This is a genomic window from Haemophilus paracuniculus, assembly GCF_002015115.1.
Lineage (GTDB): Bacteria > Pseudomonadota > Gammaproteobacteria > Enterobacterales > Pasteurellaceae > Haemophilus_E > Haemophilus_E paracuniculus.
This window is the reverse complement of sequence record NZ_MUYA01000009.1, coordinates 30,562-50,231: the sequence shown is the minus strand read 5'-3', so window position 1 is coordinate 50,231 and position 19,670 is coordinate 30,562. Positions and strand designations below refer to the sequence as shown.

Sequence of the window (19,670 nt, the reverse complement as noted above, 5' to 3'; positions counted from 1 at the left end):
CTTTATTTTATGCTATTTTACACAAGTAAAAAATGGATTATTTACCTGAGTTGTATTGTGGGGTTTGGTAAAGTGGTGCTGGACCGTTAGGACCTGCAACGTTGCCACCTTCGTTTTGTTTTAACACACCACCGTTAGCAGTGATTTCCACACGACGGTTTGGACGTAAGCAGTCGCGTAACGCTTGACCTGACTCACCATCACACGCTTTCACTTGGTTCGCTTTACCGTAACCTACTGCTTCGATTTGTGCAGTTACGCCTTGTTGGATTAAGCGGGCTTTAACCATATTTGCACGACGTTGTGAAAGACCTAAGTTGTATTGCTCAGAACCTAAACGGTCTGTGTAACCTGCAACTTTAACTTGTTGTGCTTGTGAAGATTTTAATTGAGCTGCTACGTTATCAACAACTTCTTTACCTTTTGCAGTTAAGGTATCTTTATCGAAGTCGAATAAGAAATCACCGCTTAGGTTGTAGTTAGAGTTGCCGTTACAGCCGTTTGGATACCAGAAGAAGCTTTGTGCGTTTTCGTTTTTGTCAAATAAGATTTTGAATTGACAAATTTTTTGAACGCCGTTCTCACGATAGTTGAACGCATAGTCCCACTCGTAAACGCCGTATAAACCTTCGTTGAAGTGTGGACGACCGATGAGGTAGTAAAGTTGATCTTTGGTCATACCACGTTCGATTTGACGAACGTTTTCCCAGTTTGGCCAAGAACCAAATGCAGAACCAGAGTGGGTAAATACTGACTCAGAGATTTTTGGGAATACTGGGTTATCAGTAGTACCTTCGTCAGTTACTTTGCTGAGGTTACCACACGCTGTTAATGCAAGTGCAACGCCTGATAATAACAATCCGCGAAAAACAGTCGTTTTTTTCATTGCTAGTTGTTCCTTTATATGTAAGTTAAACTTAATTTAAATGACGCAATATCCAACTCAATAGATAGAGGCGAGGCGATTTTACAATAAAAAAATTGCCTAGACTATACCCCAATTAAGAAATTATTGGAAAATCTTCCATTTCGAGGACAAATAATTGCAAATTCACGTTGCCTCGGAACTCATTTATGTCTAATTTATAAACAATTCGTGCATTTTTTATTGAAAGATCGGGATATTGGCGTAAATCCACATTAAACCAAATCGCATCAAGCAACATTCCATACTCATTTTCCACCAATAATTTGAGGTGTTTTTCCGCCAATAATCGCTGTTGCAAAATTTTAAATTTCCCCTCAAAAACAGGCTCGGGGAAATGCTGCCCCCAAGGGCCAGCTTGTTGTAAAAGCCTTGCGGTATCAAGCTGGAACTCACTTGCGGTTAATTCGCCGTCCGTGTAAACCACCCCTTGTAGCTGCTCTGGCGAAATCATTTCCGCCATTGTTTTGTCGAAAGCGGTTTGAAACTTCAAAAAATCATCTTGATGAATGGTCAGACCAGCCGCCATTGCGTGTCCGCCAAATTTGAGGATCAAATTTGGGTACGCCGTATCAATCCGTTCTAACAGATCTCGCATATGCAAGCCCTCTATCGAACGAGCCGAGCCTTTCAAAAATTCGCTCTCATCACTCTCTTGGGCGAATGCAATCGCAGGGCGGTGGAATTGATCTTTAATCCGTGAGGCTAAAATGCCAATCACCCCTTGGTGCCAATCACTTTGGTAAAGCACCACGCCCCCTACTCTTTCCTTATCCGTCAAGGCAGGCAATTTGGCACAAATGGCGAGGGCTTCGGTTTTCATCTCTTGCTCGAACTCTTTGCGAGTTTGGTTGAGGCTATCCAGCTCAAAGGCAAGTTGGCGAGCGATGTCCATATTTTCCGCAATCAATAATTCTACCCCAAGGGACATATTTTCCAACCGCCCTGCCGCGTTGAGGCGAGGGGCGATCGCAAAGCCGAGATCCGCCGTTTGCAAACGGGCAAGATCCCTTTTGCTGATTTCGGCAAGGGCTTTGATCCCCGCTCGGCAATGCCCTGCTTGAATCCGTTGTAAGCCTTGAAAAACTAAAATGCGGTTATTTTGATCGAGAGGGACGACATCCGCCACCGTGCCAAGTGCGACCAAATCCAACAAATCGGCTAAATTCGGCTCGTTGCCGTTGAAATAGCCCTGCTCTCGCATTCGCCCTCGCAAGGCTAACATCAGGTAGAACGCCACCCCAACCCCTGCCAAGGATTTAGACGGAAAGCTGCAAGCGGGTAGATTTGGGTTAATCATCGCATCGGCATTCGGCAATTTTTCCGCGGGCAAATGATGATCGGTAACCAACACTTTCAGGTCGTTCGCTTTAAGTAGATCAATCCCCTCAAAGGAAGAAATGCCGTTATCCACCGTTAAAACCAAATCCGCCCCTTTGGCAAGTACCATTTCCGCCACCGCCACACTTAGCCCGTAGCCCTGCGAAAAGCGGTCGGGGATCAAATAATCGACCCGTTCAAAACCGAGCTGGCGTAAGCCAATCAAGGTTAAAGCGGTACTGGTTGCCCCGTCCGCATCGAAATCGCCCACAATCACAATTCGCCCTTGCGTTTGGCGAATTTCAAGCAGTAAATCGACCGCTTGTTCAATGTTGGCAAGCTGCTGCGGACGGTGCAAAAACGCCAGCCCTCGCTCTAATTCGGTGGGGGATTTTACCCCACGGCTTTGGTAGAGGCGGTTTAATAATGGATTGTCGGATAAAGTTTCGCTGGTTAATTGGGGGCGTTGTTGGATCAGTTTTTTCACGGTTTTTCTTCAAAAATAAAACGGACAAGCGGGTAGATTTTTAAAAATTTCGCTGAATCTACCCGCTTGCATTGAATGAAAAGTGCTAATTAGTCTTGCAACATTTTGAGTAATTCTTTCGGTTCAACATAGCCTGCGATCATTTCGCCTTTTTCGGTAATGATGTTTGGCGTGCCGTTAATCCCGAATTTTAAGCCAAGCTGATAGTGGCGTTTAACCAAATCCGCTGATTTTAAGTTGGTTGGCAGAACGCCATTGTAGGCATCATCAAGGGCTTTATTACGATCTTTGGCTTGCCAAATCGCTTCCATTTGTTTCGCCGCTTGGCTGTTCAAGCCCGTGCGTGGAAACGCAAGGAAACGTAAGGTAATGCCGAGATCGTTATACTCTTTAATCTGTTTATGCAGCATTTGGCAGTAGCCGCAAGTGATGTCCATAAACACATTCACCACATATTTTTGATTGACGGCAGGGTAAGTGATCATCTCATTTTTGATTGCGTCTAAATTAGCGAGTAGTGGGCGGTTGGTGATGTCCGTTGCCTTGCCGTCTTTCAGCTCAAAAATTTGCCCGTGGATCACATAACGACCGTCATTACTGATCTGCACAATGCCCTCATCAGAAATCGCTGTTTTAAAACCTGCTAGTGGCGATTCGCTGATTTTGACGTTATTCGCCCCCATTTTTTCGAGCTGTTTGACTAAATTTGCCTCGTTCGCCATTGCAGAACCTGCCACGAGGGCGAGGCTTAATCCGAGAAGATGTTTTTTCATTGTTAATCCTTAAAATTTAAGTTTTGCCATTACGTTTTTGGCTCTTGCCAAGAAAGATTGACGTTCTTTATCCGCCATTCCCGTATTTGAACCTGGTAATTTCACCGTCATCGCATTCACAGGGCGACCGTTAATATGCAATTCATAATGCAAGTGCGGCCCAGTGGAAGCCCCCGAATTGCCCGATAAGGCAATGCGGTCGCCTTTTTTGACGGTCTGCCCCACTTTCACCAATTTTTTGCTGAGGTGCATATACACGGTGGAAATGTAGCCGTGTCGAATCCGAATATAATGCCCTGCCCCATTCGGCTGATAGGCAACGTGATCGACCACGCCGTCAGACGGGGCGACAATCGGCGTGCCAACTGCCAGCGGGAAATCCGTGCCATTATGCGGGCGAACCCGTTTGGTAATCGGGTGCAAACGGCGAGGGTTAAAGTGCGATGAAATCCGTGAGGTAAAGAGTAACGGCTGCCGTGCAAAGCCTTTATTTAAAGTTTCGCCGTGGTTGCTGTAATAACGCCCATTATCCGCTTGAATCGCATAGAAACTTTTCTTGTCGCTAACGACTACAATTCCCTCAACGTTGCCGACATCCGTAACCGTGCCGTTAATGTATTCACGCTTGACTAAAATCGCAAATTTATCGCCTTTTTTCAGTTTATTGGTGGCAATTTGAGATTGTAACCCCACTGAAAGTTGGCTGATTTGACGGTCGGACAAGCCGACTAATTTCAAACTTTGGTCAAAGCCACCGTTGATAATGCCTCGCACCACATCTTGCCGCCATTCGCCCTTTTTCTCAATGCGTTGAATCGCCCATTTGCCGTTCTCTTTGCGTTCATAAACTCGCTCTTCTTTTTCTGACACGAGCCAGTTCATATATTCTAGCTGACCTTGATTATCTAAGATCCAGTAGAATTGTTGTCCGCCTTGCAAATTATTGAGTTCGGGATCACGCTTAATCATTGATTTCGCGACACTCGCCGATAAGCCCGACTGTTCCAGCACATCTTTGAGTTTATCGCCACGCCCCACGGTGTAGCTAAATTGATCTTGAATCCGCAACGCTTGATCGGCAACATCAAGCAAGCTATCCAATGCCGCTTCCGCCTCTTTTGGCAACACTTCCTGTGGCTCTTGCTTGGCGACTTCTTGCTCTGGATTTTCTTCATCGACTTCGTCTTTACTTTCTGATTCATCGTAGTAAGAGGTGGCGTTCGGATCTTCGGGTAATTCTGCCTCTTTTTCGTCTTCTACGTCTTTTTCATCTTCTTTTTCAGCGGCATCTTCCGCATTTTTTTCATCAATCCCACCGCTTGTATCCGCTTGTGCTGTCTGCTGTGCGGTTTCCTCGCCTAAGCTCTGTTCTAATTTTTCTTCAAAGGTAACAAGTAGCGATTTGGATTGAGCAATTTGTGCCGATAACGCCTGCAACAGTGCATTTTGATCTGCTGTCAAAGACTCAACTTGTGGCTCATCCACCAATGCCACCGTAGCTTCCGCAGGGGCTTGTTTCGAGTTGGAATTGTTAAACATTAAGCCGATGCCAAGGGCAATTGAGCCAAACGCCACCAAAAATAAAAAAGCCCGAATCCGTGCTTTTTTACGGCGTCTGTCTCGTGCAAAAACCACTTTTCCCAAAATATCTTCCTATTCTTCTTTCACGTTTAAAACGCTTGTTTACGACATATGGAATAAAAATAAATTCCCTTTTTCGTTGCGAGTTGCAAAAAAATCCGCTAATTTGACCGCTTGTTATCGCTGTTTTTCGTGAATTATGCAAATTTATAAAATCAAACCGCCCAAATCGGCGGATATTTTAGTGCAACTTGAACAAATCAATGTGCAATTTGGTACAAAGCACGCTTTACAAAATATCAATTTAGCCATTGCCGCCAATTCGATAACCACTATTGTGGGTCCAAACGGCGGTGGAAAATCAACCCTGCTGAAAGTGTTACTAAAATTGATCCAGCCGACCTCGGGCAAGGTGCATCATAAAGCAGGGCTGAAAATCGGCTATGTGCCACAAAAATTACAGTTGGAACAATCAATGCCGATCAGCGTTCGCCGTTTTTTGCAGCTCAAACCGCAAACCAGCGAAACGGAAATTAACGAAGCGTTAAAACTCTTTTCCATTCAACATCTTGCCGAAAGCCAGCTACATAAATTATCGGGTGGCGAACAGCAGCGGGTGCTGTTGGCAAGGGCGATTTTGAACCGTCCGCAGTTGCTGATTTTAGACGAACCGATGCAAGGGGTTGATATTACAGGGCAAACGGAACTCTATCAACTATTAAATCATCTTCGCTCGTGGCTAGATTGTGCGATTTTAATGGTTTCCCACGATTTGAACCTTGTAATGGCGAACACCGATGAGGTGCTGTGCATCAATCGCCACCTCTGTTGTGCGGGAACGCCTGAACAAATTTCCAACGATCCCCACTTTATTCATCTATTTGGCGATCAATTCGCACAAAATGTGGCGTTTTACTCACACCGCCACAATCATCATCACGATTTAACCGGCAATGTCTGCAACGGGCAATGCCAACATTAGGGAAGCACAATGTTTGAAATTCTTTTTCCTGCGTGGCTGGCAGGCATTTTACTTTCGCTGATCACCGCACCGCTCGGGGCTTTTGTGATTTGGCGAAAAATGGCATATTTCGGCGACACCCTCGCCCACTCGGCACTACTCGGCGTGGCTCTCGGCATTTTTTTGGAAATCAATCCCTACCTTGCCGTGATTGGAATGACCATCCTACTCGCCCTATTATTAACGTGGATCGAACATCGCACCGCTTACTCGGTCGATACTCTGCTCGGCATTGTCGCCCATTCCAGCCTGTCGCTGGGCGTAATCACCATTAGCCTGCTCGACAATGTGCGGGTGGATTTGATGTCCTACCTATTCGGCGATCTGTTAGCGATCCACTTTGACGATGTGATCTTGATAGGCATTGGGGCGGTTGCAATCTGTGGCGTTCTCGCCTTTTTCTGGCAGAAATTTCTCTCGATCACGATCAGCCCTGAACTCGCCCAAATTGAGGGCTTAAATGTTACTCGCTTACGTTTTATTTTGATGATTTTAACCGCCCTCACCATTGCGTTAAGTATGAAATTTGTTGGGGCGTTAATCATCACTGCCTTGCTGATTATTCCGTCCGCCATTGCCCGCCGTTTCGCCAAAAGCCCTGAACAAATGGTGGTTTATGCGGTGTTATTCAGTATGCTAGCGGTCAGTTTAGGCTTATTATTTTCAGGCTGGAAAGATACTCCCGCAGGCCCTTCGGTGGTGCTTGCCGCAGGCGGACTTTTCTTCTTATCATTACTGAAAAAGAAGAATTTGTTCTAGTAATCCGTTGATATTTTCGCTAAAATTTGATAAAACCTTAGTTGATTGAAAAACATGATTGTTCATCTGGTTTAAAGGTGTGGTAACTAAGTATTTAAATAACGACTTGGAACACCACAATTTTGTGAATTTATCCCAAGATACTTTGTCAAATAAAGAAGCAGTTTTGTTAAATTTCATTTGCCAAACTATGTATACGATTAGGTTGGCAGATATATCTAAACGTCCTACTATTCTTGTGCCATAAGAGATTTATTATGAAAAAAGAAATAGATTATGCGCTAGTTGAAACAACACGCCCTCCTATCTACACAGCAATGAAATACTGGGGGAAAAAACCACACAACATTTGGGCGGAATACATTTTAAACTATACACCTGAAGATGGTGTATTTCTTGACCCTTTCTGTGGTAGTGGAATGTCCGTTATAGAATCCTTAAAGGGGAAACGTAAAACTATTGGATTTGATTTAAATCCGTTAAGCACTTTTATGATTGAAATTTTCACTTCAAATTATAATTCTGAAGCTTTTAGAGATAAAGTTGAAGAGATAATTAAATTTGTAGATAATGATGTAATCTATAATAATCTCTATAAATACAATAAAGAAGTTATACATCATGTTAAATTCAATAATGGCGTACCATATGAAGTTGGTCTAATTTCATATCAGAGAACAAAATCAAACAAAATTAAGGAAACTAAATCACTCCGAAAACCTAACAAATTTGATTCCAATGCGATTCAATATTCAAAGGGTATTGATTTAGATAAGTTAGAATTATTTTATCCTAATCAACTATTTCCACAATCAGATAGTTTCAATCAGTCATTTATAAAGAATATTGGTGGTAATAATTTTAAAAATATTTGGACAGAGCGAAACTTGTATGTATTAGCATTGATCTTTTCTAAAATTAAAGAAATTTCATCTAACGAGCTACAACAGCACTTACTATTTGGATTCATTCAAACTGTTCATTTATGCACAAAAATGAGTGTACCGAGAGAAGAGAAAGCCAAAAGACCATTCTCAACTAGTTGGGGGCGTTCGGCCTATTTGTGTGCAAATAGGCAAATGGAACAAAATCCTTTGTATGTTTTTAAAGGGAGTTGCTTTGGGAAACAGTCGGTGGATTCAGCTTTGAATAATGCTAATACTTATTTGCACGCTGAATTAAACCAACCTATTAAAAAAAGAGAAATAACAGCATCTAACAAGCAAAAAAAGAACAAAACCTACCAATTAAAATATGGAATGATTGACATTAATTCGTTAGATTTATTTTTAGAAGAAAAATCTGTCGATTTTATTTTAACTGATCCTCCTTATGGTGGTTTAGTTCAATATTTGGATTTATCCTATATTTGGTTGATTTGGCTACAAAATATCGATACTCGCTATAAACCAAATTTTGATGCCGAAATATCCGTTAATAAAGAAAGAAAGATGAGTATTGAGGTATACGAAAAGAGATTTGTAGGCGGATTGAAGCAACTTCATAAGGTTTTAAAAGATGATGGAAAAATGGTTCTGACATTCCATAACAAAGAAATTGCAGTTTGGAATGCTTTTTTAAGGGCTATAAAATTAGCAGGTTTCCAAATCGAAAAAGTCATTCATCAACAAAACTTAAGAGCAGGAGAATCTGTCGTTTCTAATCCTTATGGAACTTCGGGTACTGATTTTTATATTAGGTGTGTTAAACAAAATTCTGTGACTACCATTTATTCAACTACAAATGAACGTGAAATTAATAATACGATTCTAAGTGCAGCGATTGATGTTATTGCAAAAAGAAATGAGCCTACTCCTTACCAAATTCTTTTTAACGGTATATTAGCTAATTTGTCAATGAGTGGGCAATTAATTGAAGATGTAGATAAAACGATTGAAACCACACTCAAAAAACATATTGATAGCACATTTATACTTTCCGACAACTTAAATACCCAAGCTGGAAAATTTTGGTGGTTTAAAAATCCTAAATCACATATAAACTATCCTGACATTCCGCTAACAGAGCGAGTTGAGCAATGTATTATTTCTTTATTGAGAGCAAATGGTGCAGTAACTCTTGATGATGTTTTAAAGGAAGTTTTTATGAAATTTCCGAATGGATTAACCCCAGACAATCATTCTGTTCAAAATATTTTAAAAAAATATGCGGTAAAAAGCCAAGAAAAGTGGGTTTTCCAACGAGAGTTATATGAAGAAAGAGCTACAAAGCATACTCAATATATTTTTAAACTTATTAAATTGGCTAAATCCCTGAAATATGAGATTTTTGTTGGGAAACGAGAACAGTCCGAAATAATTAATAATCAAACTTTAAGGGAAAGTGCTGATTATACAAATTTAACTCACTTGAATTTGAGCGATGAAGTTTGCAAGCGCTTAGAAATGATTGATTTAGTATGGCTCGAGAAAGGAAAGTTGAGATATTTAATTGAAATTGAGAACTCAACCACTATTACTTCTGCTATTCAAAGAGCTTCTAATGCAAATGACTCAGTCGAACGGTTCATTGTTATTCCTAATGAAAGAGAGAAAGAGCTGTTGAATATTAAAGATAAATTTTTTATAGATGGTTTTAAACAGTATAAGTGGAAATACATTACTTATTCTGACATTGATAATTTAGTTTCAATAAAGAATTTGAAATTATCTAATATTCAAGCCTTATTTAAGGATATTTAAGAGATAAATCTATGAATAATATTCCGCAAGAAAAAAATTTAAATGGCGTTTATGATGCAAGAAATAAATTAAATGATCTAACTGGCAAAGAGTGGTTAAAACTTACTAAAAGTTTTTGGTTTTCTGAAAAATGTGCCGCTGACAAAGCTGCTATGAAACATCCAGCCCCATTTTTAATCAAAGATACCGAAAAATTGATAAGTTTTTTTACAAAAAGAGGTATGACTGTTTTAGACCCCTTTTGTGGTAGTGGTACAACTATTATCGCCGCTCATAATCTAGAACGAAAATGTATAGGATTTGATTTGAATGAAACGTATAAAACCTTAGCAATAAACAGGCTAGATGATTTAAATATAATAGATAATTATAAATATCTATTGGGTAATTCATTAGATTTATCAAAACACCTAGAAAAAGAGTCTATCGACTATATAGTTACATCTCCTCCTTACCACAACATACTTAAAAACAAGGCACAGGGATTGAGGACAGATAAAAGTGAAAAAGGTTTTAGGAATGGAGGTCGTATTGGTGCTAATTATTATTCGGATAAACCAGAGGATTTAGGTAATTGCGAAACTTATCATGATTTCTTAACGAAGTTGAAAGAATTATTTACCTACTTGTTTCAGGCATTAAAAGAGGGCAGATATTGCACGATTGTAATTAGTGATTTTACAGTTGATAAAAAGGAAATAAATGTACAAGGTGATATTGTAAGAATAATGCAATCTATTGGATTTGAATTTGTAGGTACTACTATTTTACTACAGGACAACAAACCCCTCTACCCATTCGGCTATCCGTTTGCATATAAGATTAATCATAATCATCAAAATATGATTTCGTTCCGAAGGGTAACAAAAACGTAGAAATGGATAGCCATTTCAAAATGGCTATCTTATTAAAAAGTAAATCAATGAATTATTAAACTACAGCCAAAAAGAAAGCGGCTAGCCTTATAACTAAAACATAAAAATGTTTGATCAAACCCTATTGAAGTCTTGATCGAATTTAGCGAAAATCGCACCGCTTGTTAGCCCATTTGGGTGGTTATTTTTTATTTGTGGAACAGACTTATGTGTCAATTATTAGGAATGAATTGCAATACGCCAACGGACATTACCTTTTCGTTTGAGGGCTTTCGCCGCCGTGCAGGTTTAACCGACCACCATACGGACGGCTTCGGCATCGCTTTTTTTGAGGGAAAAGGGGCGAGAATTTTTCGGGATAACCGCCCTGGGGCGTCCTCGCCAATGGCGGATTTAGTGAGTGCGTACCGAATCAAATCCCTCAACGTGATCGCCCATATCCGCAAGGCGACCAAAGGCGATGTGAACCTTGAAAATACCCACCCGTTTACCCGTGAACTCTGGGGCGAAAACTGGACTTTCGCCCATAACGGCACGGTGGAAAATGTGCAAGTCTGCTCAGAGTGCCATTATCAGCCGATTGGCACCACGGATTCCGAAGCGGCATTTTGTAATCTGCTTTCACGTTTGAAAAAACGCCACCCTAAAAAGCCGTCCGACAAAGAAATTTTTGATGCGATTGTCGAAATTACTTCGGATATTGCAGAAAATGGCGTGTTTAATTTTATTCTGTCAAACGGACAATGGATGATCGCCCGTTGCTCAACCAATTTGCATTACGTTTGTCGCAAAGCCCCATTTGGTAAGGCGTTGCGTGATGATGATGTGATGATCGATTTCAGCCAATACACCACTGAAAACGATAAAGTTACCATTATTACCACCCAACCGCTGACCAAAAATGAGCAATGGACAAAAATGAAAAATGGCGGTTATGTCTTTTTTAAAGACGGCGATTTAGTTTATGAAATCGAAGGCACATTGCCAGAATGTAAACCGCACGTTTAATGCTACAAAATAAAGTGAAAAAATAAGGGGAAATGTTTATTTCCCCTTTATTTTTAGTCGATCATATCCGCTAATAAAAATTGCAACACCGCATCCATTCTAAAATGCGGAATTGGCTCGCCTTGTGTTAATTGTTTTGGCTCAAATTGATCAAATTCAAATTGATTATATTGCCAATAATTTCGATCGGGCAAACGGCTCGGTACGCTACCAGGATAAAGGGTAACTTGCTTTTTATCCTTAGAACGCACGCCGCGAATCGCTCGAATTTGCTCACCATTTTGGGTAACCACCACAGGCTCAGTGGCTCGAATCGCTGAAATGGCGTGATAGCCCGTTTCCACCCCTTCAAATTCCGCGTGTCGCCCGCCCTCTTGCACCAGCTGTCGCATTAAACTTTCTAAATTTGGCAGCTGATCACTGGTAATATGATCCGCTTTGGTGGCAATAAATAATAATTTGTCGATATTCGATGAAAACAAGCGATGAAATAACGAACGATTACCATAATGGAAATGTTTAAATAACTGTTGTAAGCCAATTTTCATTTCCATAAATGCTTCATAACTATGATTTAACGGGGTTAAACAATCGGCTAAAATCACTTGGCGATCAAATTGGGAAAAATAATTTTCATAAAACGGCTTTACAATTTCTTGCTGATAATGTTCATAACGCTTTTGCAAGGTATGAAATACACTATTTTTCGGGCTTTCGGCTAATTTTTGCCAATCATTTTCCGTCAAATCTAATAAAGGGAAAAATTGAAAAACAGGTGCGCCTCTACCATTTTCATTTGGTAAAACAAATCGCCCTGGCTGAATATATTGCATTCCCTCGGCTTTACATTGCAATAAATAGTCGGTGTATTCTTCGCTTAAATCGGCGAGTTGATTTTCATCGGCTTTTGCGGACAAATCCAACGCCTTAATTTTTGCCAGCCAGCTTTCGGCTAATTCCGCCCGTCTGCCTTGATGCACCTGTTGCTGATTTTGCGACCACTCTTTGAACGATTGCGAAAGCAACGGCAAATCCAACAACCATTCACCGGGGTAATCGAAAATATCCAAATAAAGCGTGCCTGTTTCTTTCAAATGGCGAAGAAAACTATCCTGCCGTTGGTAGCGGATCGCCAACCGAATTTCGCTGATTCCCGTGGTGGAAGCCCCCCAGCGTGGCGGATTATCTTCCAACCCTTGACGATTTTTATCATATTCAAAACGAGGAATGGTTAAATCTTTCTGCTCAACCCGTTTCACGGAAATAATTTTGCCGTAACGTGCAGGGGCAAACAGATTGAGGTGCGGATTTTCGCCCTTTTGAATGTGCAGAAGTTGGTCAACAAAGCTGGTAATAAAAGCGGTTTTACCGCTACGACTAAGCCCCGTAACCGCAAGGCGTAAATGATTATCCAACCCACGTTGGACGAATTTATGAAGTTGGTGCTGAATTTGATTAAACATTGGCTGAAAATTATTGCTAAAATAACCCCTTGTAAGACTGCAAAATATAGCAAAAAATCCCCTTATGCGGAACAAAAGGGGAACAAAAAGAGGAAATAAAATGGAAAACGAAATTGAATTAAAGTTAATGCTAAAAGAGCAAGCCATTCCCGCCCTGCTCGCTTGGATCAACCAACAAAATATCCTCACGCAAAGCTCGGAAACCTTAGGAAATTGCTATTACGACACCCCAACGCAATTTTTCGCCGCTCAACAAATGGGCTTTCGTGTTCGTCAAAAAAACAGTGAATATGAACAAACCTTAAAAACCAAAGGGGAAATTGTTGGTGGCTTGCATATTCGCCCCGAATATAATTTACCCTTATCCAATGAAAAACCTGATTTCAAGGGGTTAGTTTCTCATTATTCTTTAAATTTTGAGCCAAAAGCAGTGGAACAAATCCAACAAAATTTAATCGCAACATTTAGCACCGATTTTCATCGCACAAAGTGGTTAATTAAATATCAACAATCGCAAATTGAAATCGCCCTCGATCAAGGTTTAATTAAAAATCAATATGGCGAAGAAAACATTTGTGAAATGGAATTTGAATTAAAATCAGGCGAATTAAAGGCGATTTTAAATTTGCTAACCACCTTGCCAAATCAAGATGGCGTGTGGTTTAGCAGTTTAAGCAAAGCTCAACGGGGCTATTTGGTGGGGCGTGCCGATAAATACCAGCAAGAAATGGAACGAAATCTCGCTCAACATCAAGGATTTCAATTAGAACAAGAGTTAGCGGACTATATTAGAACCGTTGATGCAAAGGGTGAGATTTTAGAAAATTTCTACATTTTTGAACCCTCACTTAAAAATAAAGATCACACTGACTTGATCGATTATTTAATCAGTAACCATTATTTCCAAAAAACTTTAAAGCAAATTATCGCTTTATATGCCTAAAAAAATGCCACCTTTCGGTGGCATTTTGATTATTCGGTAATTGTAAAGGTTTGCGTTGGGAATTGAACTTCATTCACACGCACTTGTAAACTATATTGCCCTTTCGGATCGGTGTTATCAAATCGCCAGCAGTTGCCGATAGATTCATTATTCACGCTTGGTTTACGATACGTAACTTCGTGTTTGGTTTTATCTTTTGAACTAATCACGCTACCATTTTTCGCAACGAAAGTTGATTCCGCAGGGGCAACGAAATTTTCAACCACTTCGTTGCTTGCTTTGAACGGCACGTTCACCGCTGTCCAGCAAAGTTGATGAGTTTTGCTGTTTTTCACCGAATAAGTGGTCGTTTGTAAAGGGCGAGCCACTTTGCTACTTGAATCCAACACATATAAAACCATCATTGGCGGTTTTGCTTCACTGGCTGGGGCAGGCTGGGCTGGTTTTTCTTCCGCTAACGCCACGCTCGACATTGCAAGTAAAGAAGTGGCTAGGGTCAAATATTTTTTCATTCACGATTCTCCGTTTTTTGGTGTGATTCTCTTAATTGCTTGGCAACCATTGCAATCGCTTCACCGCTACTGACACCTTGTTGCATCAGTGCTTGGATCTGCTCGACCGCTTGTTGTTGCTGTTCGTGGGTCAAACTTAGTAAGGTATTATCCATTTAAGTTCCTTTTGCCAACAAAAATTTGTGGGTAATTGGGGCGAAATCATAGCATAACCCTCTTAATTTTGACAAAACTTTGCTAAAATCTTGCCACTTTATCGGCAATTAAAAGGAAAAAAGAATGAGCAAACTCAACACCATATTAGTGCAAGCGGGTAGAAAAAAACGTTATACGCAAGGGGCGGTGAATAGCGTGATTCAGCGAGCTTCGTCCCTCGTGTTTGAGACCGTTGCCGATAAAAAACACGCCACCAAAAACCGCTACAAGGGCGAACTTTTTTACGGGCGGCGAGGCACGCTCACCCACTTCGCCCTGCAAGAGGCAATGTGCGAATTGGAAAACGGGGCGGGTTGCTATCTCTACCCTTGCGGGGCGGCGGCGGTAACCAATGCCATTCTCGCCTTTGTGGCACAAGGCGATCACATTTTGATGACGGGGGCGGCTTACGAGCCAACCCAAGATTTTTGTAATGTTGTGTTAAAACGACTAGGCGTAAGCACCACCTATTACGACCCAATGATCGGCGAGCAGATTCGTGGTTTAATTCAGCCCAATACCAAAGTGCTGTTCCTCGAATCGCCAAGTTCCCTCACAATGGAAGTGCCAGATATTCCCACCCTCGTTAAAGTTGCCCGAGAAGTCAATCCCGACATCGTGATTATGATTGATAACACTTGGTCGGCGGGGGTGCTGTTCCCTGCCCTTTCCTACGGAATTGATATTTCGATTCAAGCAGGCACAAAATATCTGGTGGGGCATTCTGACACAATGATCGGCACCGCCGTTTCCAACGCCAGATGTTGGAATCAACTACGTGAGCAATCCTATTTAATGGGGCAAATGGCGGATGCGGATTCCGCCTACGTTACAGCCCGAGGCTTACGCACCCTCGGGGTTCGCCTCAAACAGCACGAACAGAGTAGCATTGCGGTCGCCAAATGGCTCGCCACTCGCCCCGAAGTCAAAACCGTTTACCACCCTGCCCTACCAAGTTGCCACGGACATTCCTTTTTCCAACGGGATTTCAGCGGATCAAGCGGTCTGTTTTCGTTTGAATTAAACCAAGTGCTAACGGACGAGCAACTCGCTAACTTCCTCGATCACTTTGAGCTATTCACAATGGCATATTCGTGGGGGGGCTTTGAGTCGTTAATTCTTGCCAACCAACCGCAGGAAATCGCCCGCATTCGCCCTGCGATTGACCGCAAACTCACGGGAACATTGGTTCGCATCCATATCGGTTTGGAAGATGTGGAAGATTTAATCGCCGACCTTGAACAGGCTTTCGCTCGCATTTAATTTTATTTTTGACGATCTCGCACAATGGAAAATCTTAACGCACTTACCCTACCCCTCGACACTTCGGTGCTGATTGAGGCATCGGCAGGCACGGGCAAAACTTACACCATCGCTAACCTTTTCGTTCGCCTTTTACTGAAAGATGAAGCGAAACGTAACCCATTGAATATCAACGAAATTTTAGTCGTTACCTTTACCACCCTTGCCACCCAAGAGTTGCGAGATCGTATCCGCAAGCGACTAGCCGAAGTTCGCAAATTATTCAGCGATTATAAAGAGAAAAAATCTACCGATTTAGAGCAGGATCAAGCCTTTTTATTTCCGCTCTATCAAAATGTGATTGAGCAAGATCCCGATTTATCGGAAACCTTGTTGCGGTTAAGCATTGCCGAAAAAGAGATCGATCTTGCCAACATTTTTACCATTGACAGTTTCTGCCAAAAAATGCTGTTTCAATTTGCATTTGATTCGGGCGTACCATTTGATATTGAATTAAATCCTGACGAAAATGAATTATTAACTCGCTTAAATCAAGAAATTTGGCGAGAGCAGTGCTATCCATTAAAACAAGAATATGCACAAACCATTTATAATAATTATAAAACACCAGATAATTTATTATGGAAAATTCGTCCTTATCTTTATCAAAATTTACCCGAACAAAATAAACTGATTTCAGAAAATTCATTGAACGATCTTTTTGAACGGATCAATCATCATATTCGAAAAATCAAACAAAAATGGCAAGAAAATCAGCCAGATATTATTCAATTTTTACAAACAGAACCTAATTTAAACCGCCGTTCTTATCGCTCTGATTTAATTTTAAAATGGGCAGAACAGATTAACGAATGGGCAAATTCAACGGAACTATTTATCCCCGATAATTTTAGCCGTTTTTGTCAGCGTGGCTTAGATAATCCAAAAGCTCGAAAAAATGCGGAACAAGCGGTTGAAAATGCCCTTTTTGCCGAAAATGAAGCGAATCTCACCGCTTACGAACAGCAATTTGGGGCAGTTTCTCAATGTATTGAATATCATTTTTTACTCGCTTTACGCCAAAAGTTAGCCGAATATAAATCTACCCACAAAGATAAAACCTTTAAAGATATTCAAATTTTATTTAACCAAGCCTTAAAATCAGATCAAGGCGAACGGTTAATTAGCCAAATCCAGAATTTATATCAATTTGCAATGATTGATGAATTTCAGGACACCGATCAAGATCAATATGAAATTTTCAGTCAACTTTTTATGGGCGAAAAAGCCCAACAAAAGCGAATTGGCTTTATTATGATTGGCGACCCGAAACAATCTATTTATAAATTCCGTGGTGCAGATATTTTCACCTATTTAACCGCAAAAGAAAAAGCGGAAAAAGCCTACACCCTAAATAAAAACTGGCGTTCTTTACCCGAAGTGGTTGAAAGCACCAACCAACTTTTTCAATTTAATGAAACCGAAGCCCAACCTTTTTTATATAAAGGGATTGATTTCCAAGCGGTAAGTTTTAATCCAACTGAAACAAAATTAGTTGGCGAATCTTATACCAATTATTATGTACAAACCGAATTTAATTTAGAACTGGCAGCGGAACAGTGTGCCTATAAAATTCAACAACAATTAAAAAAATCTAGTGAAAAAAGATTATATCTTGCGAAAAATGAAACGAAAAATCTGCCAATTCAGCCCGAAGATATTACCGTTCTAGTCCGTGATCGCAACCAAGCGGATTTAATGCAGGCGACCCTCAAAAAATATCATATTGATGCGGTAATTTCGAATAATAAAAATAGTGTTTTTTACACAATTGAAGCAAAAAACATCGCTATTTTATTAAAAGCCTGTTTAGAACCTTTTAATTCAAGGGCGATATTAGCCACACTCGGAACAACCTTATGGGCGAAATCGGCGAATGAAATTTATCAACTTAAAAATAATGAAGCAGAATGGGATTTGTGGGTAAATAAATTTTTAACCTATCAAAAAATTTGGCAACAACAAGGTGTTTTACCAATGTTGCACGAAATTTTCCGTTCAGAAAATATGCTACAACATTTAAAAAACACAACAGAAAATAGCGAACGCAGTATTACTAACTTATTTCATCTTGCCGAATTATTACAGCAAGCAATGCCGCTGTTAGAAAATGAGTTAGCATTATTACATTGGTTTGAAGAACATATCAATGATCCGCAAGGTTCAGACGAGCAATTATTACGTTTAGAAAACGAAAGAAAGCTAGTTAAAATTATTACAATTCACAGTTCAAAAGGGCTTGAATATCCGATTGTTTGGCTACCTTTTGTGGCGAAAAAATCTCACGTTTCTAATAAAAATTTCAGCGTTGATAATTTTGCGATTTATAAAGATTTAGAACAAAATAAAGATTGTTGGGCATTTGAAAATAAAGAAAAAGCGACAGAAGCTATTATAAAAGAAGAATTGGCGGAAGAGTTACGTTTATTATATGTTGCCGTTACCCGTGCCAAATATCAAATTAACTTTATTTTGCCAAGAACCTTTGAAAATGGCTGGAATGCAATGCACTATTTACTTAGTAACGGTGCTATTGGCATTGATCGTAAATATGAAACAGAAAACGATCTGAGCTATTATCTCAATCAAAAAAGAATCCAAGGGGAAATTATTGAATTACCTGATATGCCAACGGTCGATGAATGGCAGCCGACACAATCGCAAACGGAAATTACTGCCCTTGAATTTACGGGCAATACTCCTCGCTATATTGGCAGTATTACTAGCTTTACCCAATTAGAAAGCCAAAGCCGAGATTTGCAAAAAAATAATAAAATCTCACCGCTTGTCGATAACGCTCTCGATTATGATAATGCTATTTCTGATTCAGAAAATAATAGTTTTGAAGAAGATAATGAATATAGCCCAATTAAATTTCCTCGTAGTGCCAAAGTGGGAAATTTATTACATAAATTCTTTGAAACTTCTGTATTTAGCCAACCTATTTCTAATGAAAAAATCACAAAATTATGTGAGCAATTAGATTTAAATGAGAAATGGATCGAACCAACAAAACAGTGGTTTAAAAATATAATGCAAACCCCATTTGCTGAACCTGCATTTTCACTTAATCAAATTGATGAAAAACAGCGTTTAAACGAATGGCAATTTTATCTTAGATTAAGCAATCGAAATGCATTACCTGAACTCAATAAATTATTAAAAAAATATTCGCCTATTGCCAAAAATCTCCCTGATTTAAATCTGCTAGAATTAGAAGGATTTGTAAAAGGCTATGTGGATTGCATTGTCAAAATCAATGATAAATTTTATATTTTGGATTATAAATCAAATTCTTTATCGGCATTTGGCTATGATTTTTCGCCACAAAATATTGAAAAAGAGATCGGCAAATCCCGCTACGATTTACAATATATTCTCTACACCCTTGCCATTCATCGTTATTTAAGATTCCGTCTCGGGAAAAATTACGATTACGACAATGATTTTGGCGGCATCGCTTATTTATTCCTAAGAGGAATGAACGGCACACCCAATAGCGGGGTTTACTTTGAAAAACCGAGTAAACAGCTGATTGAAGAAATGGATTTGTTATTTGATTAGTAGATACAATAAAATATAAGATTAAAATATATCAATACAAATACATTTTAATCTCAAACTTCTACAAGCGGTACGATTTACGAAAATTTTCGCTAATCCCACCGCTTTTAGATCTACTTTTCTTTGCTTGTGCAAAGAAAAGTAGCAAAAGAAAGCACACCCTGAACATTTTGCTTTTGTTTCGCTTGTTTCTAATTTCAAGGTCAATTTGTAAACTCGCTGACTTCGTCAGCTCAAACA

Annotated in this window: 15 protein-coding genes and 1 pseudogene; 9 read left to right on the top strand and 7 right to left on the bottom strand. The window is 40.0% G+C overall.

What is annotated here, in order from left to right; translation table 11 throughout:
• Positions 1-37: 37 nt before the first annotated feature.
• The 4 genes from B0187_RS07545 to mepM form a co-directional block, all read right to left on the bottom strand.
• Positions 38-886, bottom strand: coding sequence for an OmpA family protein (locus B0187_RS07545; protein ID WP_078237256.1), 849 nt, complete (start codon positions 884-886; stop codon positions 38-40).
• Positions 887-1,001: 115 nt separating this feature from the next.
• Positions 1,002-2,732, bottom strand: coding sequence for a single-stranded-DNA-specific exonuclease RecJ (gene recJ / locus B0187_RS07540; RefSeq protein WP_078237255.1), 1,731 nt, complete (start codon positions 2,730-2,732; stop codon positions 1,002-1,004).
• An 89-nt stretch (positions 2,733-2,821) separates the two neighbouring features.
• Complete coding sequence (dsbC, locus tag B0187_RS07535; RefSeq protein ID WP_078237254.1) at positions 2,822-3,505, bottom strand: bifunctional protein-disulfide isomerase/oxidoreductase DsbC; 684 nt, start codon at positions 3,503-3,505, stop codon at positions 2,822-2,824.
• A 9-nt stretch (positions 3,506-3,514) separates the two neighbouring features.
• Positions 3,515-5,149 (bottom strand): murein DD-endopeptidase MepM, encoded by a 1,635-nt coding sequence (mepM, locus tag B0187_RS07530; RefSeq protein WP_245797019.1) that lies wholly within the window; start codon positions 5,147-5,149, stop codon positions 3,515-3,517.
• A 136-nt stretch (positions 5,150-5,285) separates the two neighbouring features.
• Between mepM and znuC the strand changes: the two genes are divergently transcribed.
• The 6 genes and pseudogenes from znuC (at position 5,286) to B0187_RS07505 (ending at position 11,451) form a co-directional block, all read left to right on the top strand.
• Entirely contained in the window at positions 5,286-6,068 is a 783-nt protein-coding gene (gene znuC / locus B0187_RS07525) for a zinc ABC transporter ATP-binding protein ZnuC (RefSeq protein WP_078237253.1), read from the top strand.
• Positions 6,069-6,077: 9 nt separating this feature from the next.
• Positions 6,078-6,866 (top strand): zinc ABC transporter permease subunit ZnuB, encoded by a 789-nt coding sequence (gene znuB / locus B0187_RS07520; RefSeq protein ID WP_078237252.1) that lies wholly within the window; start codon positions 6,078-6,080, stop codon positions 6,864-6,866.
• 45 nt (positions 6,867-6,911) lie between these two features.
• A pseudogene (locus B0187_RS10375) lies at positions 6,912-7,113 on the top strand (IS1595 family transposase); the annotation flags it as partial.
• Positions 7,114-7,123: 10 nt separating this feature from the next.
• A complete protein-coding gene (locus tag B0187_RS07515; protein ID WP_078237251.1) occupies positions 7,124-9,568 on the top strand; it encodes a type II restriction enzyme NmeDI-related protein in 2,445 nt (814 codons plus the stop codon).
• 11 nt (positions 9,569-9,579) lie between these two features.
• The gene (locus tag B0187_RS07510; RefSeq protein WP_078237250.1) at positions 9,580-10,443 is read left to right on the top strand and encodes a DNA methyltransferase; all 864 of its coding nucleotides are present in this window, start codon (positions 9,580-9,582) and stop codon (positions 10,441-10,443) included.
• 207 nt (positions 10,444-10,650) lie between these two features.
• Positions 10,651-11,451 carry a class II glutamine amidotransferase gene (locus B0187_RS07505; RefSeq protein ID WP_078237249.1) on the top strand — a complete coding sequence of 267 codons (801 nt, stop codon included), beginning with the start codon at positions 10,651-10,653 and terminating at the stop codon, positions 11,449-11,451.
• Positions 11,452-11,504: 53 nt separating this feature from the next.
• On the opposite strand, the gene B0187_RS07500 is transcribed toward B0187_RS07505, so the two are convergent.
• Positions 11,505-12,914: a YcjX family GTP-binding protein gene (locus B0187_RS07500; protein WP_078237248.1), complete on the bottom strand. Its 1,410-nt coding sequence runs from the start codon at positions 12,912-12,914 to the stop codon at positions 11,505-11,507.
• Positions 12,915-13,014: 100 nt separating this feature from the next.
• Between B0187_RS07500 and B0187_RS07495 the strand changes: the two genes are divergently transcribed.
• Positions 13,015-13,857, top strand: coding sequence for a CYTH domain-containing protein (locus B0187_RS07495; RefSeq protein ID WP_078237247.1), 843 nt, complete (start codon positions 13,015-13,017; stop codon positions 13,855-13,857).
• A 29-nt stretch (positions 13,858-13,886) separates the two neighbouring features.
• On the opposite strand, the gene B0187_RS07490 is transcribed toward B0187_RS07495, so the two are convergent.
• Both B0187_RS07490 and B0187_RS07485 read right to left on the bottom strand, forming a co-directional pair.
• On the bottom strand, positions 13,887-14,369 hold the full coding sequence (locus B0187_RS07490) for a PM0630 family protein (protein WP_078237246.1): 483 nt from the start codon (positions 14,367-14,369) through the stop codon (positions 13,887-13,889).
• Complete coding sequence (locus B0187_RS07485) at positions 14,366-14,524, bottom strand: YoaH family protein (protein WP_078237245.1); 159 nt, start codon at positions 14,522-14,524, stop codon at positions 14,366-14,368. Before B0187_RS07485 ends, B0187_RS07490 begins: the two co-directional genes overlap by 4 nt.
• A gap of 124 nt (positions 14,525-14,648) precedes the next feature.
• Here B0187_RS07485 and metC point away from each other — a divergent pair, with 124 nt between their 5' ends.
• Positions 14,649-15,827 (top strand): cystathionine beta-lyase, encoded by a 1,179-nt coding sequence (metC, locus tag B0187_RS07480; protein WP_078237244.1) that lies wholly within the window; start codon positions 14,649-14,651, stop codon positions 15,825-15,827.
• A 24-nt stretch (positions 15,828-15,851) separates the two neighbouring features.
• The gene (recB, locus tag B0187_RS07475; RefSeq protein WP_078237243.1) at positions 15,852-19,430 is read left to right on the top strand and encodes an exodeoxyribonuclease V subunit beta; all 3,579 of its coding nucleotides are present in this window, start codon (positions 15,852-15,854) and stop codon (positions 19,428-19,430) included.
• The last annotated feature ends 240 nt before the right edge of the window (positions 19,431-19,670 follow it).

Excerpts from the sequence above, each read along its gene's own strand:
- recB (WP_078237243.1), top strand. The coding sequence starts at position 15,852 with ATGGAAAATCTTAACGCACTTACCCTACCCCTCGACACTTCGGTGCTG.
- dsbC (WP_078237254.1), bottom strand. The coding sequence starts at position 3,505 with ATGAAAAAACATCTTCTCGGATTAAGCCTCGCCCTCGTGGCAGGTTCT.
- B0187_RS07490 (WP_078237246.1), bottom strand. The coding sequence starts at position 14,369 with ATGAAAAAATATTTGACCCTAGCCACTTCTTTACTTGCAATGTCGAGC.
- B0187_RS07545 (WP_078237256.1), bottom strand. The coding sequence starts at position 886 with ATGAAAAAAACGACTGTTTTTCGCGGATTGTTATTATCAGGCGTTGCA.
- B0187_RS07495 (WP_078237247.1), top strand. The coding sequence starts at position 13,015 with ATGGAAAACGAAATTGAATTAAAGTTAATGCTAAAAGAGCAAGCCATT.
- B0187_RS07505 (WP_078237249.1), top strand. The coding sequence starts at position 10,651 with ATGTGTCAATTATTAGGAATGAATTGCAATACGCCAACGGACATTACC.
- B0187_RS07510 (WP_078237250.1), top strand. The coding sequence starts at position 9,580 with ATGAATAATATTCCGCAAGAAAAAAATTTAAATGGCGTTTATGATGCA.
- znuB (WP_078237252.1), top strand. The coding sequence starts at position 6,078 with ATGTTTGAAATTCTTTTTCCTGCGTGGCTGGCAGGCATTTTACTTTCG.
- B0187_RS07485 (WP_078237245.1), bottom strand. The coding sequence starts at position 14,524 with ATGGATAATACCTTACTAAGTTTGACCCACGAACAGCAACAACAAGCG.
- znuC (WP_078237253.1), top strand. The coding sequence starts at position 5,286 with ATGCAAATTTATAAAATCAAACCGCCCAAATCGGCGGATATTTTAGTG.
- metC (WP_078237244.1), top strand. The coding sequence starts at position 14,649 with ATGAGCAAACTCAACACCATATTAGTGCAAGCGGGTAGAAAAAAACGT.
- B0187_RS07515 (WP_078237251.1), top strand. The coding sequence starts at position 7,124 with ATGAAAAAAGAAATAGATTATGCGCTAGTTGAAACAACACGCCCTCCT.
- B0187_RS07500 (WP_078237248.1), bottom strand. The coding sequence starts at position 12,914 with ATGTTTAATCAAATTCAGCACCAACTTCATAAATTCGTCCAACGTGGG.